A 17,273-nucleotide genomic window follows, 5' to 3' on the forward strand; every position below is an offset into this window, starting at 1 on the left:
AACCCATCGGGTCTGCATGTTCAGAACTAAGAAAAGACAATACCCGCCGCCGTCGGGATGGAGATACCAAAACCGCAGCTAAAGCCGCTATCCCCAACAAGGCGATTCCGGCAGTCAAATAACGCATCGAAATCCCGACTACCATCAGCACACAAAGCAAAATAGAAACGAAGATAAGCAGCGTTCCCATATCGTGACCAGCCATAACCAGAGCCGCAATCATCACAAAAGGTAGTCCTACCCAGATAAACAGCGAAGACAGGGATTCAATCTTGCATTTGCCGCTCGCGAACACCGTAACTAGCAGCAAAATGAAGGCTACTTTTAAGAACTCGGAGGGCTGAAAGACCTGGTTAATACCGGGCACATAAACCCAGTTGCGGTTACCGCCCTGGGCGCGTCCTAGGGAAGTAAACACCGCCAACTGACCGACTACTGCCAAAAACAGGATAAAAGGTGAAAGAAACTGCAGATAGTGAGCTGGCATACGGGAAACGGCAACCATGAAAGCGAAACCCATTGCCACAATAAGTAAAGGACGCGCTATCCCCCAATAGGGCGTAGTTCCTGCCGACAGCTCCAAGATTACCGAGGCAGAAAACTGCATTAGCAATCCAATTACCGAAAGCGCAATGATTAAGAACCATAACAACTGATAGTTAAATAAGGGAGCCTGGGTGACGGATTTCCATAGCCTGAGCAGTTTACGCTTCCCATCGGGATTATCGGAATGAAAACTATCCGCTAACTTTACTTGGATTCTAGGAATCTTGGCTTTTACTTTCGCAGCGGCGCCCGGTCGTGTACCCCTATTGTTCTCCACAACTTTTTGCCTAGCCACAACTATCCCTCCAAACGGGCAACGGCCTTAGCGAAAGCCTGACCGCGTTGAGAATAGTTCGCGAACTGATCCCACGATGCACAGGCAGGTGCCAAAATCACCTTGTCCCCCGGAAGCGAAAGTGCCACTGCTTCATTAACCACCGAGAACATCATGTCCTCATGAGAACTAACCTCAACCACCGGAACTTTCGGGGCATATTTGGATAGTGCGGTGCGTAAAGCTGAGCGGTCTTCACCGATTAGCACCACCCCGCGCAAAGTGGCAGCCACGTCTTTAACTAGCTGGTCAAAAGACTGCCCTTTCGCGTCTCCCCCCGCAATCCAAACCACCGAAGCCGGAGGTAAACCCGCTAAGGAAGCCGCTGCCGCATGAGTGTTGGTGGCTTTGGAATCATCAATCCAGGTAACCTGAGCTGCATTCCCAACGGTAGCCCGCCGATGAGCCTCGGGTTTGAACGCGCGTATCCCGTCCCGAACGTCCTCGGGTTTTACCCCAAAGGCTCGGGTAAGACCGGCAGCTGCCAAGGCATCTTGAAGGACGGTAATCCCTGGTTCCCCCTGGTAGTAGTGGAAATCCCCCAGACCGGCAAGCGCGATCGCCTCTTTTTGGGGATTGGGGCTATAGGCTCTATCGACCAGCATATTCTCAACAATTCCTAGCTGATAGATATCGGGAGTACCGGTGGTAAAACCAATAGCGCGACACCCAGCAATAACATCGGCATCCAGTACCATCTGCAATGTTTGGCAATCTTGTTGATTATAGAGGGCAGCAACTTTTGTACGCTCATATACCCGCGCTTTTGCTTGTACATAAGCCTCGCGAGAGCCGTGCCAATCTAAATGATCAGCATCAAGGTTCAAACAAACCGCTGCTAAGGCAGACAGGGATTTAACCGTATATAGCTGGAAACTGGACAGTTCAACCGCCAACACCTGGGCTTTCGCATTTGCGGCAGCTAGAACCACCGGAGAACCCACATTGCCCACTGCCTGAGCCTCATAACCGCCAGCTTGCAAAATAGAGCGAGTCATCTGCACCGTGGTGGTTTTGCCGTTAGTGCCGGTGATGGTCAGCCAAGGGGTATCTTGACGTAAGGTAGCTGTCTGTTGGATTTGCCAAGCCAGCTCGACCTCGCCCCATAAATCTACCTGGTGAGATTGTGCCCAAGAAAAAACCGGATGGCGCGGAGGTACTCCGGGACTAACCACAATCAGTGAGGGCTGAATCTTATCGAGAAGCTGCTCGCAGTTCCCCTGAGTCTCCTGATAAAACTGGGAGCGCGGATAATCGCTAGCGCAGTTATCTAGGGCTTCTTCCCGAGAATCAATAGCGCAAACTTTCGCCCCCAAAGTGCTCAATACTTCAAGGCAGGCTCTGCCCGATGTTCCTAAACCGATAACGCAGACCACCCGGTCTGCCCAGATTTCATTAGTCACTTGATGGCAACCACCCATTCGGCGTAGAACAGGGCAATCCCAGCAATTGCGCAAAGACCAGCAATAATCCAGAATCTAACTACAATAGTTATTTCTTTCCAGCCCTTTAACTCGAAATGGTGATGCAAAGGCGCCATTTTGAACACCCGTTTACCGGTTAGCTTAAATACCCCCACCTGAATCACATCAGACATCACAATCAACACGAATAAACCACCGATAATTACCGCCAAAAACTCGGTACGGGTCAGTATCGACAGTCCCGCGAAAGCGCCTCCCAGCGCCAAAGAGCCAGTATCACCCATGAAGATTTGAGCCGGAGAAGTATTCCACCACAAGAAACCAAAACAGGCTCCCACTATGGCTAAGGAAATTATCGCCAAGTCAGCCGGGTCGCGAACCTCATAGCAAGCCTCAGCCACTTGGGGAGCCACATTTTGCAGCGGACAACGCTGATAATACTGCCAGGTGGCAACCCCGGTGTAGGCTCCGAAAGCAAATAGGCAAGCCCCCGAAGCTAACCCATCAAGACCATCAGTCAGGTTCACCCCATTTGACCAGGCAGCAATGAGAAAGTTAGCCCACAAAGCAAACAGGATAAAGGCTACGAAAATGCCCGCGAAAGCTAAATCCAGTCCGGGAATATCACGTACCACTGAAATTTTGGTAGAGCCCGGAGTAACTAAAACTCCGTTTTTTTCATGTCGCGGAAACAGTAAAGCTAATACCCCAAAAGTGGTGCCTACTGCCACTTGTCCAAGTATTTTTGCCCAAGGGGTCAGACCCAGGGAACGCTGCTTAGAAATCTTAATATAGTCATCTAAGAATCCGATTAGTCCCAAACCTAATATCAGCAGCATCAATAGCCAGCCTGAGGGGGATGGAAAAGTCCAGGAAGCTATATGAGCACTGATCCAGCCACCAACCGTTGCCAAAATAATAACCAAACCGCCCATAGTGGGAGTGCCACGCTTCGTGTAATGGGCGGTAGGGCCGTCCTTACGAATGAACTGACCATATTGGTGTTTACGCAAAAGACGAATAAGTACCGGAGTCCCGGCTAGCGATATCACCAGGGAGGTTAAAAGAGCTATCCCCAAAGGAACCATTAGGCGTTGCTACCTCCTGTTAGTGCATCAGCAATACGCCAAACCCCCGACCCGTTTGAGCCTTTAATCAATACCGTATCGCCGGGAGAAATAACCTGTTTAACTACTCTAAGCGCCTTATCAGCATTTTCAACGTGTTGGGCTTCGGCGTGGTCAGAAACCATTGCGTAAATCGGCTTTGCTTGCTCGCCTACGGTGATAACAACCGCTATTTTTGCCTCCAAACAAGCCTCGCCGACCAAGCGGTGATGCTCGGCAGAATCTGCACCCAGCTCCAACATTTCCCCGAGAACCGCTACTGTGCGTCCTCGTCCTTTTGCCTGCGTTAAAGTCTGCAGAGTTTTTATCCCGCTGCGCATAGAATCAAGATTCGCATTATAAGAATCATCTATAACCGTAATATCGGATTCGATTTCCCTAACTGCCAGGCGGTGTTCAGAAAGAGGACGTGCTTTTTCTAGGACTAAGGCGGCATCTTGCAGACCCAGCCCCAGCTCGGTAGCAGCGGTAACAGCCGCCAAAGCATTAGAGACATTATGTTTCCCGATTAGCCCCAGCTTCACCTTCACGCTTTCTTTACCGCGAGTGATTAAAAACTCGGCTCGTCCTTTGCCATCCATAGTTATCTGGGAGACATAAACCCCGTTGCTCTTTGCAAAAAGCCCCAAATCATTAGCAGTTTCCAGCGACCCGAAATAACGAACCGCCTGTCCGCAAGCCATTTGACGCACTCTTTCATCATCTATGTTCAAGATAGCTAGGGAAGTTTTAGCTGGTAGCTGCGAAAAAGAGTCTTGGTAGCCATCTTCAGCGAAACTCTGCTTAGCGCACTCAGCCTCCGGACTAAGGGAAAACGAGCGTTCTTCAGGAAAATTCCGTAGCCCCCAAAGCAGTTCCGCCTTGGCTCTAGCCAGCGCTTCTATCCCTCCAAATCCTCCCAGATGGGCATGTCCCACCATGAGCTCAATCGCCATATCCAAGGGGGCAATCTCGGTTAGGAGCGCCAAATGCCCCAGACCGGAAGCCCCCATTTCCAGCACCAAAAAGTCAGTGTCCTCCTCTGCTTTCAGCACAGTTAATGGTAGCCCTACCTCGTTGTTATAGGACTTTTCCGGGGCAACTACCTTTCCGAGCTTAGTAAGGAGCACCGACAATAAATCCTTAGTGGTAGTTTTACCGGCCGAACCGGTAATACCCACACAAATCGGTTTTTTGCCCCCACTTTGTTGCCGCAAAAAAGCTAGATGTTGGTGGGCTAGCCAACCTAAAGCCCGGGTGGCTTCCGGAACTTGCACATAGGCAATACCAACCGTTTCGGCTGCCTGTGCCTGCTCTACAATCGCAGCCGCCGCCCCCGCCTTTTTAGCTGCCGCTAAAAAATCATGTCCATCCGAACTTTCTCCGCGGCGCGCCACATACAAATCCCCTGGCTTTACCTGGCGAGAATCGGTTACCACAGTTCCGGTGATGGTGATGTCGGGATTTTGGCAGGAAGTGTTTAACGCCTGCGCTATCCATCCCAATGTCCACATATCTTCGCTCCTATTTATAGGTTCTCTTCTAAGGATAGCTAGTGCGCGCTCACGGGATATAACTGGGGCTTACTGGTTGAGGGAGGAACATCTAGCAAAGTGAGCGCCTGCGCTGCTACCTGCGAAAACACTGGCCCAGCGACAACGCCGCCGTAGATACCAGATTTAGGCTTATAGATAACTACCGATACCGCAATTTCGGGATTCTCCGCCGGAGCCAAACCAATAAAGGAAGCCACTACCCCGGCAGAAGCTCCGGAACTGGAAATAATCTCACTGGTACCAGTCTTGCCAGCACTTCGATATCCGGGAATCTGCGCCTTTTTTGCAGTACCTTCATCGGTAGTAACCGATTCCATCATTCGCACTAAAGTAGCAGCCACATTTTGATCTAGTTTTTGGGTTGTTGCCGGAGCTTTAGCCTTTTGAATAATCCCTTGAGAATCTGCATACCCCTCAACCAATCTGGGCATAACCTGCACCCCTTGATTACCAATAGTGGAGATTAGGGAAGAAATCTGTAACGGCGTACAGGCCATACCTTGCCCAAACATGGTGGTGAATCGTTGGCGTCCATCCCAACTTTTGGGGCTGCCGATGATGCCGGCAGATTCGCCAGGCATCTCTATCCCCGTTTTCTGCCCTAGACCTAAGGACTGCATCATTTGGTAGCGCTGTTGGTCACTAACTTTTTGTCCAATTTGAACTGTTCCGGTGTTAGAAGATTCAGCCAATACCCCGGAGGCAGTTAATGACAAAGTGGGGTGGGAGTGGGAATCTCTAAAGGTTTGACCGCCAATAGTGATTTGATAGGGCGAGGTTACCGGAGTTAGAGGGGTGATTTTCTTTTGTTCTAAGGCAGCAGCGAAAGTGACGAGTTTTCCACTAGAACCCGGCTCATAGGTGTATTGAACTACTCGGGAACCAGTTGTCCCATTAGTACGTTTGCGAACTGTCTCGGGAGGTTCATTTCCCGAATCCGCCAAAGCTAGAATTTGTCCGGTTCCCACCCGTTGAACTACTACCGTCCCCCAGGCAGCTTCAAACTCTTTCACCTGCTTATTAAGGATATTTTCGGTGATATTTTGGAGGTCAGCGTCAATGGTTAGCCGCACGGTTTTCCCCGGTTTGGCTGCCTGTAAAGTATCGGTTCCTCCGGGAATAATCTGCCCGGAGGGAGAAATCTCCGCTACCCGTTTACCCGGAGTGCCAGAAAGCTGTTTATTTTGCGTAGCTTCTATCCCGGCCTGTCCGACTTCTTCCGAATCGGTAAATCCCAGAATCGAAGAAGCGGTAGCCCCATTAGGGTATTGACGTTGATAACGGCGTTCCCCATCGATGCCGTCTATCCCCAGTTCACGGATTTTACGCCAATCCTCGGCACTTACATTTTTCGCAAGATATACAAATCCCCGTTTACCAACCATTTTACCCCCCAGAACCGCCGGGTCCATTTTTAATATGGGGGCAAGTTGTCTGGCTGCTTCCGCAGCTCCAGTGCCAACTATTTTCTTCTCGTTGCGAGGGTCGCGAAGTTTAGATTTGTCGGTAACTATTTCTCCCTCTGGGGAAAAAACTTCGCGATGAATATAGTTCTTAACTAGCAGCTGGTTTACCGACACGTTATATACCTCAATTGAGGTGGCTAGGACGGTTCCCTTACGATCAACGATATCTCCCCTTTTAGCGGCGATTTCGGTTGAAGAGGTGCGAGCTTTAGTTGCTTCCTCGGCAAGGGAGGAAGCCTGTACCACCTGCAAATCAAATAATCGGATTGCGCAGATAGTCAAGATAAAAACCACAATCGTCAGCAGTAATCGCCCGCGTTTTCTAGCCACCTTACTGCCAAGTGTCTCAGTTTTTGCGGACGAAGAGATATACCCATCTTTCCCAGAAAGGCTGTCTTTTCTAGGGCTGGCTATTTTTGGGCGCGAAGATGATATCTTCGCTTTCCGAGAGTCCGCTTTCCCCTTGACCATATGCGATATTATTCCTCAGCAGCTTGGGTAGGAGGGGTACCGCCCTCTATTTTCCCTGTTTTCAAGGTAACGTAGCCGGTTTCTCCGGCGGGAACATAACCATTCTTCAGGGCGGCTTCTCGCACCCGTTCAGGACTAGATTGGGAGTTTACCTGGGAACGCACCCGTTGATTCTCCTCTTTAATCTGCGCCAACTGCACCTGATCATCGTGGATTTGGTAGGAAATAACCGCTAGTTGCGTATTTATTAAGAGGGGGGAAATTATTAGGGCAGCGAGAGTCAATGCGGCAGCGATTATTTTTGCTACCAGCGGGGAGCGCTTCTTGGCTGTTTGACCCTCCCCAACTACTCGCAAATTGCGGGTGTTAAAAGCGCGAACCGTCCTAGGTCGCTTGGGGGATATCTGACGGGCAGCTGCAAAATTAGGCATTTTGTTCCCCAATCTTTTCGGTTTGCATCCTCAACTTCTGAATTGCCCGCAACCGCACCGATGCGGAGCGCGGGTTTTTTTCGATTTCGGCGGCTTCAGCTTTTTCAGCTCCACTGGTTAAAAGAGCGAAAGCTGCGGGTTTATACACGGGAATACCCTCTGGCATTTGCGAGGTCACTACCTGTCTAAATGCCTGTTTTACTATCCGATCTTCAAGGGATTGATAGCTTTCAACTACTAACACCCCACCGGGAGCTAGGGCATCTAAAGCGGTGGGCACCGCGGCACTGAGGATAGATAACTCCTGATTAACCGCTATCCTTAGTGCCTGGAATGTACGTTTTGCGGGGTTGCCTCCGCTGCGCCTAGCAGGTGCAGGAATTGAGTCTCGCACTATCTCTACGAGCTGTTTTGACGTTTCTATCGGCGTTTCTTGGCGTTTTTCTACTATGGCGCGGGCGATGCGGGTAGCGAATCTTTCTTCCCCATATTCGCGCAGTATCTTACTTATTTGCTCCCCCGACAACTCGGCAAGCAACTCCCGGGCACTCTTGCCTTTGCTTTGATCCATGCGCATATCGAGTTCGCTATCCTGGGCGTAGCTGAATCCGCGAGCGGTATCATCTAGTTGCATAGAGGAAACCCCTAAGTCCATCAATATTGCAGCTAAAGGATATTTATCGTCGCTGTAGGCACTGGCGACTGCCCCAATTGCGTCATAGGTGGCGTGCACTGCCTTGAACCGTTGGGAATAGTTTTGCAATCTCGACATAGAGCTAGCGAGCGCCTGTTTGTCGCGGTCAATTCCTATCAGATGTACTTGGGGATAGGTCTTTAGGATTAGTTCACTGTGCCCTCCTAGCCCTAGGGTGGCATCGATTATTAGGGCGCGACCGTTTTTTCCCGCTTGTTCGACACCTTTCCCTAAGAGCGCGATGCAGCGCTCAGCCAGCACTGGCTGGTGGGTAAAAGTTACGTGTCTAGGCATATTTTCCTTCGGGACAAGTGGGAACTACAGGGCTGATTTTTGGAGAACCAGGACTCTCCCCGACGATCTGCTACCGGGGAAGAGGTGTCAGAGCATTCGGGAAGAGACCAGGTACTCCAGGTCAAAACATTCCGGGTATCACTTCCTCCCCGGTTTGAGAAAAGGATTCTTCTTGTTCGGCTAGATACTGGTTCCAGGTGTGTGCGTTCCAGATTTCTACGCGCGCACCTGCGCCTATAACGGCTAGTTCTTTTCCTAAATCGGCATAGGTGCGCAGTTGGGGCGGAATCACTATTCTGCCTTGTTTGTCGGGGATCTCATCTGAGGCTCCAGATAGCATTACCCGCACATAGTTGCGACCTTGGCGGGAGGAAAGTGGAGCCCGGCGTAACTCTTGATACATTTCCTCAAACTCTTGAGCGGGAAAAACGTAGAGACAGCGGTCTTGACCTCTGGTGATAACGAGACCGCCTGCTAGTTGATCACGGAATTTAGCTGGAAGAATTAGGCGTCCTTTTTCATCCATTTTCGGTTCATAGGTACCGAGAAACACTTACGCCACCTCCTTTTCAGCCAGTTAGCTCCACTTTACCCCACTTTTCCCCACTTAGACACAAAAAATGAGCGTTTCCCCAAAAAGATTAGAAATAATTCAGGCTTAAATCTGACTTGACCTGCAAGTAGACACAGTGGAGGAAAAAAGAGAGTTACTGACTACAAAAGGTGAATACCTAAACAGCAGCCAGAAAAAGATGCGAAAGCTGAAACCTTAGAAAAAGGAAACCCCAAAACCAGCGGGGAAAAGAAAGATAAGTAAAAGCCTCTAGCTAGCCAGCGTTATTGCGGCGATTCCACTTATCTTCTTGACGCTGCCTAAAACTTGGAGCAGCCACCGAGGAAGAGGATTGCCCCTTTTTGACAGATTTGCCAGAGCTAAGCCCAAAAGTAGCGAAGCGGGAATTCATCGGCAAGGTTACCGAAATGAGCACTACCACAAAACCGAAAACTGCAATCACCACAGCTAACAGTTTTGAAATTGACCACAGAGAAATCCCTACCACCAACAGAATTATCCCTACCACAACCAGGAGCGTCATGGCAGCTATCAGCTTGGGAGAAAGATTAACTTTTTGTGTCTTTACGCTATTAGAGGTTTCTTCCTGGGAAGGTGGTGCTACCTGGACATCAGAAAACTGACGTTCCATATCTGCCAGAATCTGTTTTTCTTTCTCAGACAGTCCCACAGTAGTTCACTCCTCTCCTAGCTGACACTAACCAGCATAAAACAAAACTCTAGTTCAGCGAGATTCACTTTCATAACCCGAAACCTCACGAAGATTATCTACAGCCACTAAGGTGGCTGGCAGCAAGGAAATATCACCAAATTTCTGATGGATTTTATCCATTGCTATTTCTGCCGCCCGTCCTCGCCCATCACTGTCCCAAGACATTTGTACCCCGGAAGAAGGGGCAGATAAATCCTTCGTAGTTACCCCTACTAGACGAATTCCCCCATGCGGCATTTTTTCTTTCGCAAATAAGCCCAAGGCAGCCTGAGCAATATCGCGAGCAACGTCGGTAGGTTGCAAAAGGGTACGCGAACGAGTCCAGGTACGAAAATCGGCAGCTCGCAGCTTAATGGTGACGTTAGCAGCTAAAAGATTATTTGCTCGCAGCCGGGCAGCACATTGATGAGCCTGACTAAGCAAAGTTGAGGCTATTTCTTGGCGCGAATGCACATCGAGCGAAAAAGTAGTTTCGGTGCCAATCGACTTTTCTTTGGGTTCAGCGCCAACCGGGCGGGAATCTTGCCCCCTGACCATCTGATATAAACGCACCCCCATAGCTTTCCCAAACAGCGAGTTCATTTGGGAAATACTTAGATCAGCTAGTTGCCTAACTGTTTCAATCCCTTTACTTTCTAGTTTTTTACCGGCAGCCTGGCCAATACCGGGAATCGCCCCCACCGGCAGCATATGTAAGAACTCTAAAGTTTTAGTGTCCGGTACTAACAGAATGCCATCTGGTTTAGCATGGGCAGAAGCAATCTTCGCGATTAGCTTATTGCAACCAATACCTACCGATGCGGGAAGCGACAGCTCACTGCGGATGCGTCCTCGCAATAACCGCGCTATTTGCACCGGGGAGCCTAAACGCCTCCTAGCCCCCGAAACATCTAGAAATGCCTCATCAATCGAGATTTGCTCTATCACCGCCGTAATCTCCCCTAACAGGGACATCACTTTTCGCGACAGTGCCGCATAGTAAGCATGCCCCGAAGAGACCACAATCGCTTCCGGACAAAGCCGTTTAGCTTGAGAAACCGGCATAGCGGCATGGATACCTCGCGCCCTCGCCTCATAGGAAGCAGAAGACACTACCCCGCGGTTACCACTTCCCCCCACAATCACCGGTTTTCCCCGCAAAGAGGGATTGCGTAAAATCTCGGCTTCCACGAAGAAAGCATCCATATCGACATGCAAAATATCGGTTCTGCTATCATCACTACCCCAATCGCGTTTAGCGGCAGCGCAGTAGGGGGACTTACTCACCGTTCAGCTCTTCCTAGTGTCCAGGTAGCGTCAGTTTCCACCTTGAGCATCATCTTCGGTGACGCTTTCACCACCACTAGGAGGCGGAGGGGGCGGAGCGGGAATATCGATTTTTTCCGCAGAATGCGAGTTTTCAGTTTGCTGAGGACGCGAGCGACGCGGTGGGAAATGCCGCCCCTTGGGAATCGGCACCGCTAGGGAATCGTCTTTATCTGCCTGGGGGCTTCGCTTCCCAGATACCGAACCATCTGGGCTTTCTAGCCGGCTCTTGTCGTCTTCTACCGGAGTATCCACCCGGCTAGGGGCAGGGGATACTGTACGAGCGGGTAACTTCGGTTCGTCGGGGAGCAGCTGATTCAAAGCGGCCTTTTTAGAAAGATGTGCCAGCAAATCGTCACGTCCCCCTAAAAGCCCGTCAGCATTATTATCGGGAGTTTCTTGCGTATTTACCTCTGCCAAGAACCTTTCAATACGTTCTGCGATTGCTTCCCCGGAACGTGAATTTACCGACTCCGCCAAAGATTTCGGATGTAGCTCTCCCCAAGGAGAAGTTAAGGCCTCATCGTAGTGTTCTTCCATTTTCTCGATGAGCTCTTTAGCTTCGGGGTTTTCCTCTATTTGCTGGTTTATTTCTTTGGTCATCTGGGCGCTGGCAGCTTCCAAATCCCCCAAAGGTAAATCCAGGTTCAAAGTTTCAGATAGATATTGAATCGCGCTGACCGCACCGGGAGGAAATTGCCCATCTGCTAGGTAATATGGCACTCCCACAATCAGCCCTCGGGCTTTGACGGAAATCATTTTGAATAGCATCTGCAAGTACTGCCCGAAAGAGGCGGTGATAATAAAAGTTCCCGGCATTTGGGTTTGGGGAGGCAACAGATCAGAATTCGGGGAAGTTTGATTAATAAAAGGAATCCGAGTGTGCGGGATATTTGCCGCGATTCCCATCAAATCAACCGCTTGCTTCACCCCCATCTTCTTACAGACCTCAAAAATCGCTAACGAAAAGTCTTCCCAGTTGATGTCAGGTTCCAAACCTCGCAGCAGTAAAACATTACGTCCGGAATAGTCGGTGATTCGCTCTAGGGTGCAACTGGGATAACGCATATCGGTCATCGTCCAGTTTTCGATAGTGATTCGAGGGCGACGGGCTCGATAATCCAAAACTGTTTCCAGAGCGAAACGAGCGACTTCTTCATGTGGGAGAGCATGCAAGAGCTGTTCAATAATCATTCCTCCGATATCGCCAGCATCTATTGCCCCAGAAAATGCGTAAAGCAGCACTTCAGCCTGAGTGTCCTCATAGGCCGGACCGGGAATTACAAAACGGCTATGCTCGGTCATCTACCCTCCTTTTCTGATTCCAGCCTACCTGGCTGACGCAAACCATGCATACCCCTCGCCCAATCTCTAGGCTTTTCAGCTAAAGCAGCTAGAATGGTTGCCTACTTTTTCTACAGGAGGAAAGGCGCTCTTGAACGATTCCGCAGAACTGGCACGCGAACAGGCAGCAGTCGATAGCATTTACCAAGTCTTAGATGACAACCGCACTCGTTACCGCCAGCAACAACGCGCTATCGAGGCACATGGCGCCACCGGTTCGCCCCAGAACCGTTCCGAACGAGACGTGATGTCTGCTCATCTTGGAGATCAAGCTGCCCGCTTAGAGGGAGTGGAAGAACGTCTAGTATTTGGACAGATAACTCCCTTAAAAGGAGAAAAACTCTATATCGGCCGAGTAGGTTTACAAGACCGCAACCACCAACAAGTTTTAATGGATTGGCGGGCAAAGGCCGCTACCCCTTTCTATCAGGCTACCGCGCGTCACCCGCTGGGCATGGCAAGCCGCAGACATATCGGTTTACATCGCCGGAAAGTTATTTCCTTAGAGGACGAGGCATTCAATATCTCCCATGCCCGCAAGGAAGGGATAGAGCTTCAAGGCGAGGGCGCACTGCTGGCGGCATTGCAAGCAGAACGCAGCGGACGGATGGGCGATATTGTCGCCACTATTCAAGGCGAACAAGACCGAATAATCCGCGCTAAAACCTCCCAGATTTTGGTGATTCAAGGCGGACCGGGAACTGGAAAAACTGCGGTGGCTCTACATCGCGCCGCTTTCTTGCTCTATGAACAGTCTGAGCGTCTGGCAAAATCCGGAGTATTAATAGTTGGTCCTTCCCCGGCTTTCTTGCGCTATATCGAGCAGGTACTGCCCGCCCTCGGAGAAACCGGGGTGGTATCCACCACCATTTCTACTTTGCTGCCCGCAGTTCGCGCCCAGGCAACAGAGCACCCAAAAATCGCCGCTTTAAAAGGCGATTTACGCTGGGTAAAACTAATAAAACAGGCAGTGCGTTCCCTGCAGAGAGTACCCGATTGTCCCCAAACTATATCTGTGGGGGCTACAAAACTGTTGCTAGCGCCACAAACCGTGCGGGAAGCGATAAAACATGCACGCCTAAGCGCTAAACCCCATAACCAGGCGCGGGAAATCTTTGTTACCCAGGTACTAGATGCTCTCACTGACCAGTATTTAGATATTGAAAACCGCCGAGAACGCGAACAGTTAGCCTCCGCAGCCAGCGCTGCCGGTCTGGAAGAGATCGAAACTGTCCGGGACGACCTTAGTGAACGTGCCTTCGTACGTGAAGAAATACGCGCCAACATTAATGCGCGCCGAGCAATAAATCTTTGCTGGATGCCGTATTCAGCGCAAAACCTACTACGCCGTCTCTATGCCTACCCGGCTTTTCTTGCTCGTTTCGCCAAGGAGTTCACGCTCGCAGAGCAAGAAATCCTCTACCGCCCCAAAACGGCGGATTTCACCCCCGCCGATGTACCTCTATTAGATGAGTTAGCAGAATTGCTGGGAGAAGTTCCCAGCGCTAACTCCTCCAGTTCCACAAAAGCAGCGCGGCAGGTACATGAAAAGGAGCTTTCCCGCGCACAAGCAGCAATTGAAGCTCAAGGCCTGGGAGATGGAATCGTTTCGGCAACTATGTTAGCCAGTAGAGCTGGCGAAAGCGTTGAGCAAATAGCTCTATCGGAGCGCGCCTACCGCGATCGCAGCTGGACTTACGGACACGTGGTAGTAGATGAGGCCCAGGAACTATCCCCTATGGATTGGCGTTGTTTGCTACGTCGCTGCCCATCGCGTTCTTTTACGGTAGTAGGTGATTTAGCCCAACGTATTTGGGGAGGTAAAACCGGCTGGAAGGAGCTATTAGGTCCGGCGGCTAGCGCCTTGGAGGAAGAAGCCTATTTAACGGTGTGTTACCGCACCCCAAAGGAGATTATGGATTTAGCCGAGAGCGTTAGTGCCGCTGCCGGTCGCCCCTCGCCCTATCCGGTACAGGCAGTACGTAACGATCCGGGCTGTCTTGTTACTCGACAAGTAGCAGCTATTGACAGTCCTGTTTTGGAAAACGTAATCAAGGAAGAAATCGTTTATCTGGATAATCAACTAGGTAAAGGACGAGGACGAATCGCCTTGATTTGCGGGAAAAATGATTTTGCAGGCTTGCGCGATATCTGTTCCCAACTGCCGTTTAGAGTCGGCATTGACCCGATTAGCGAGCGAGTTTGCCTGCTAGATGCGGTTACTTCCAAGGGACTAGAGTTTGACAGCGTGATTTTGCTAGAGCCTGCCCATATCGGAAAACAAAGCGTAGGTAACTTGTTTGTGGCTATGACCCGTCCTACTCGCCACCTGGTTACTTTACACACCGAGCCTTTACCGGCTGGCTGGAACTAGATTAATTGCTGATTTAAGTACCGAAAATCGGACATTTTTGCTAACTGCCTGCTGCGCTGAAAAGATGGGGGTATGACGAAGGCAGTTTTACTTGAAGATCCGCATGAAATGGCGGATGAAGTTTTTTCCAATTACGACATTGACGTAGAACGTATCAAGGGTTCTCTTGACGAGGACGCACTGATTGAGCGCCTCCAAGACGCGGATATTGTGGGGATTCGTTCAAAAACACAGGTCAGTTCCAAAGTAATTGAAAACTGTCCTCGTCTGAAGGCTCTTGGTTGTTTTTGTATTGGAACTAACCAGGTTGATTTAAAGGCAGCCACCCGACATGGAGTAGCCGTCTTCAATGCCCCCTATTCAAATACCCGTTCGGTGGTTGAGTTAGCTATCGGTCATATCATTAACTTGGCGCGTCAGGTTGAAACCAGAAACCAAGATTTGCAACGCGGCATTTGGAACAAGAGCGCCTCCGGCTCGCACGAGGTACGCGGGAAGACCCTGGGGATTATCGGTTATGGAAATATCGGTACCCAGCTGTCTGTCCTGGCAGAGGCGATGGGTATGAACGTAGTCTTTTACGACTGCGCCCAGCGTCTAGCTATGGGAAATGCTCGTGCTCAAGCTTCAATGGATCAGGTGTTAAAAACTGCTGATTTTGTTTCTATCCATGTTGATGGACGTCGCTCCAATGCGGGTTTAATCGGTCGGCGTCAGTTTGACCAAATGAAAGAGGGGGTCATTTTCATCAACTTGTCACGTGGACATGTGGTTGATGTAGATGCCTTGGCAGATAATATCCGCAGCGGAAAGATTGCCGGAGCCGCGGTAGATGTTTATCCAGAAGAACCAGAAAAGAACGGTAACAAGTTCCACTCTCCGCTTTTAGGTTTGCCAAACACCATATTGACTCCGCATATCGGAGGCTCGACTTTGGAAGCCCAATTCGATATCGGTCAGTTCGTGGCACATAAAATTGCCGACTATTGGCGACTAGGTACTACCGAGATAAGCGTTAATCTACCTAATCTCAATCTTCATGCCCATAAGGATTCTCTGTACCGTCTAGCGTTCCTACACACCAATACCCCCGGCGTATTAGGACGGGTAAATCAGGTTTTTGCTAATCAAGACGTAAACATTAATGGGCAGATTCTAGGAACTGAGGGACAGGTGGGCTATGCCCTGACTGATATCGCCTCCCAGCTGCCAGTTTCGGCAGTTGCCGAGATTCGTTCAATGCCGGAAACTATTGCGCTTCGAGTTTTGTCTGTGAGTTAGCTTCTTGCTGACGAGCCCGGATTTCATCAATTGCGGCTTGAAAGTCCTCTAAATCATCAAAGCTGGAATATACCGAAGCGAACCGCAGATAGGCCACCACGTCTAACTCTCTAAGCGGCCCCAGAATGGCGCGCCCAATTGAGTGACTGTCGATTTGAGATTTTCCGGTAGAGCGCAAATCTTCTTCTACCTGTTGCGCGAGATGAGCCAGATTATCGTCACTGACTGGGCGACCTTGACAGGCTTTTTTTACCCCGCTAATTACTTTTTGGCGGGAAAAAGGTTCGAGTGTGCCTGAACGTTTACTGACCGAGAGGGCGGAAGTTTCTAAAGTGGTAAAACGCTTGCAGCATTTCGTACATTCTCGGCGGCGACGGATAGCGTTACCATCTTCAGCCATGCGCGAATCAATCACTCGCGAATCATCGTTATGACAAAACGGACAGTGCAAACTTCTCCCCCATATTTTAAGACTCTGGAGGTCTAGCTTATCGCAAGATTTCAGATGGCTGCACCACCGCTACCCCGCTAAACCATTTCTAGAAATTGAAATATCCAAAAAACGACAAAACTTGGGTTAGACGTAGAACGCGGAAGCTGACTCTAATAAAACTGAAGGCAGCTGGGCTATTGCCCTAACAGCAAGTCAGCTTGCAGGGAGTGTTCCCCCTGGGGTATATCTGCCCCCGATAGCTGACTAAAACCACCTTCTAGAGGACTATCCAAGTCCCAGTAAGTCCCAATTGTGCCACCCGCCATTAAGGCGCCAGCTACCAAAACTAAAGCCAGCGAAATTTTGGCTAACTTGAGACTGATAGCAGGAAGAACCGCAGCTGAAACCGTCTTGGCTATCCGTTTTATTGGATTATTAGTCCCCCTTTCCCTGGAGGACAGTTTTGTAGGGCGCGCCGTTAGTTGCCCAGCTGCCGATAGAATGCCCGGCACGTCACCCCTCAAGTTGTCTTGGTGATTCTTCACGGTGGAGGATAGCGGCGCACTGTCCGAGCTATCAACCAAGACCGGAGACTTAAAGTTGCCAGCTGAAGGAAGTTTCGCCGAAGAACTTAAACGTAAAGAAGAAGCACTATCACCGCGGTGCACCCAAGCTGGAAGTGAGTCGAAAGCTGCCCCTGCCCCATCCGTACGGTTCTCCCTACCGACGGCTTTCGGGCAGGGCAGTTTCGACCCCGCAGGATGACGAGACTTTGCCCGTGCACGTTCAATATAGGTGGCATCCACCAATTGCAGACGAGGACGTTTTACGGTAGCAATCTGACGCTTTGCCATCTGGTAGTCCCCTAAACCCACTACCCGCTGATGGGTCAGTTCTTCCAAATCAAATGAAAGTTGCGCAGACATAA

15 protein-coding genes are annotated in these 17,273 nt (G+C 50.3%); 2 read left to right on the plus strand and 13 right to left on the minus strand.

What is annotated here, in order from left to right:
* From QZT94_RS03915 to QZT94_RS03965, 11 genes are all read right to left on the minus strand, one after another.
* A partial coding sequence (locus tag QZT94_RS03915) for an FtsW/RodA/SpoVE family cell cycle protein (RefSeq protein WP_296773189.1) occupies positions 1 to 823 on the minus strand: 823 nt, incomplete at its 3' end.
* Positions 824 to 843: 20 nt separating this feature from the next.
* Entirely contained in the window at positions 844 to 2,283 is a 1,440-nt protein-coding gene (gene murD / locus QZT94_RS03920) for a UDP-N-acetylmuramoyl-L-alanine--D-glutamate ligase (protein ID WP_270625303.1), read from the minus strand.
* Positions 2,280 to 3,392: a phospho-N-acetylmuramoyl-pentapeptide-transferase gene (gene mraY / locus QZT94_RS03925; protein ID WP_072509891.1), complete on the minus strand. Its 1,113-nt coding sequence runs from the start codon at positions 3,390 to 3,392 to the stop codon at positions 2,280 to 2,282. Before mraY ends, murD begins: the two co-directional genes overlap by 4 nt.
* Entirely contained in the window at positions 3,392 to 4,924 is a 1,533-nt protein-coding gene (gene murF, locus QZT94_RS03930; RefSeq protein WP_296761585.1) for a UDP-N-acetylmuramoyl-tripeptide--D-alanyl-D-alanine ligase, read from the minus strand. Before murF ends, mraY begins: the two co-directional genes overlap by 1 nt.
* A 38-nt stretch (positions 4,925 to 4,962) precedes the next feature.
* Complete coding sequence (locus tag QZT94_RS03935; protein WP_270625300.1) at positions 4,963 to 6,762, minus strand: penicillin-binding protein 2; 1,800 nt, start codon at positions 6,760 to 6,762, stop codon at positions 4,963 to 4,965.
* Positions 6,763 to 6,911: 149 nt separating this feature from the next.
* Entirely contained in the window at positions 6,912 to 7,334 is a 423-nt protein-coding gene (locus tag QZT94_RS03940; protein WP_079985888.1) for a hypothetical protein, read from the minus strand.
* Positions 7,327 to 8,322, minus strand: coding sequence for a 16S rRNA (cytosine(1402)-N(4))-methyltransferase RsmH (gene rsmH, locus QZT94_RS03945; protein WP_296761577.1), 996 nt, complete (start codon positions 8,320 to 8,322; stop codon positions 7,327 to 7,329). Before rsmH ends, QZT94_RS03940 begins: the two co-directional genes overlap by 8 nt.
* 121 nt (positions 8,323 to 8,443) lie before the next feature.
* Entirely contained in the window at positions 8,444 to 8,875 is a 432-nt protein-coding gene (mraZ, locus tag QZT94_RS03950; RefSeq protein WP_072509894.1) for a division/cell wall cluster transcriptional repressor MraZ, read from the minus strand.
* Between the two features lie 274 nt (positions 8,876 to 9,149).
* Complete coding sequence (locus QZT94_RS03955) at positions 9,150 to 9,566, minus strand: DUF3040 domain-containing protein (RefSeq protein ID WP_270625296.1); 417 nt, start codon at positions 9,564 to 9,566, stop codon at positions 9,150 to 9,152.
* Positions 9,567 to 9,620: 54 nt separating this feature from the next.
* Positions 9,621 to 10,874 (minus strand): DNA polymerase IV, encoded by a 1,254-nt coding sequence (dinB, locus tag QZT94_RS03960; RefSeq protein ID WP_072509896.1) that lies wholly within the window; start codon positions 10,872 to 10,874, stop codon positions 9,621 to 9,623.
* A 30-nt stretch (positions 10,875 to 10,904) separates the two neighbouring features.
* The gene (locus QZT94_RS03965) at positions 10,905 to 12,218 is read right to left on the minus strand and encodes a PAC2 family protein (protein ID WP_296761571.1); all 1,314 of its coding nucleotides are present in this window, start codon (positions 12,216 to 12,218) and stop codon (positions 10,905 to 10,907) included.
* Positions 12,219 to 12,348: 130 nt separating this feature from the next.
* Between QZT94_RS03965 and QZT94_RS03970 the strand changes: the two genes are divergently transcribed.
* Together QZT94_RS03970 and serA are read left to right on the plus strand one after the other, a co-directional pair.
* Entirely contained in the window at positions 12,349 to 14,631 is a 2,283-nt protein-coding gene (locus tag QZT94_RS03970; protein WP_296761568.1) for a hypothetical protein, read from the plus strand.
* 72 nt (positions 14,632 to 14,703) lie between these two features.
* Positions 14,704 to 15,912, plus strand: coding sequence for a phosphoglycerate dehydrogenase (gene serA / locus QZT94_RS03975; RefSeq protein ID WP_296761566.1), 1,209 nt, complete (start codon positions 14,704 to 14,706; stop codon positions 15,910 to 15,912).
* Here serA and nrdR read toward each other — a convergent pair.
* Positions 15,881 to 16,363, minus strand: a complete 483-nt coding sequence (gene nrdR, locus QZT94_RS03980; protein ID WP_072509900.1) for a transcriptional regulator NrdR — start codon at positions 16,361 to 16,363, stop codon at positions 15,881 to 15,883. The two genes, serA and nrdR, sit on opposite strands and share 32 nt — an antisense overlap.
* Positions 16,364 to 16,539: 176 nt before the next feature.
* Positions 16,540 to 17,271 (minus strand): hypothetical protein, encoded by a 732-nt coding sequence (locus QZT94_RS03985; protein ID WP_296761562.1) that lies wholly within the window; start codon positions 17,269 to 17,271, stop codon positions 16,540 to 16,542.
* Positions 17,272 to 17,273 lie beyond the last annotated feature (2 nt).

Source organism: Varibaculum sp. (assembly GCF_008661855.1).
In the GTDB taxonomy this organism is placed as follows: Bacteria; Actinomycetota; Actinomycetes; order Actinomycetales; family Actinomycetaceae; genus Varibaculum; species Varibaculum timonense_A.

What these genes read in the sequence shown, in the direction of transcription:
- serA (WP_296761566.1), top strand. Translation starts at nt 14,704, where the DNA reads ATGACGAAGGCAGTTTTACTTGAAGATCCGCATGAAATGGCGGATGAA.
- QZT94_RS03940 (WP_079985888.1), bottom strand. Translation starts at nt 7,334, where the DNA reads ATGCCTAATTTTGCAGCTGCCCGTCAGATATCCCCCAAGCGACCTAGG.
- murF (WP_296761585.1), bottom strand. Translation starts at nt 4,924, where the DNA reads ATGTGGACATTGGGATGGATAGCGCAGGCGTTAAACACTTCCTGCCAA.
- mraY (WP_072509891.1), bottom strand. Translation starts at nt 3,392, where the DNA reads ATGGTTCCTTTGGGGATAGCTCTTTTAACCTCCCTGGTGATATCGCTA.
- QZT94_RS03985 (WP_296761562.1), bottom strand. Translation starts at nt 17,271, where the DNA reads ATGTCTGCGCAACTTTCATTTGATTTGGAAGAACTGACCCATCAGCGG.
- rsmH (WP_296761577.1), bottom strand. Translation starts at nt 8,322, where the DNA reads ATGCCTAGACACGTAACTTTTACCCACCAGCCAGTGCTGGCTGAGCGC.
- QZT94_RS03965 (WP_296761571.1), bottom strand. Translation starts at nt 12,218, where the DNA reads ATGACCGAGCATAGCCGTTTTGTAATTCCCGGTCCGGCCTATGAGGAC.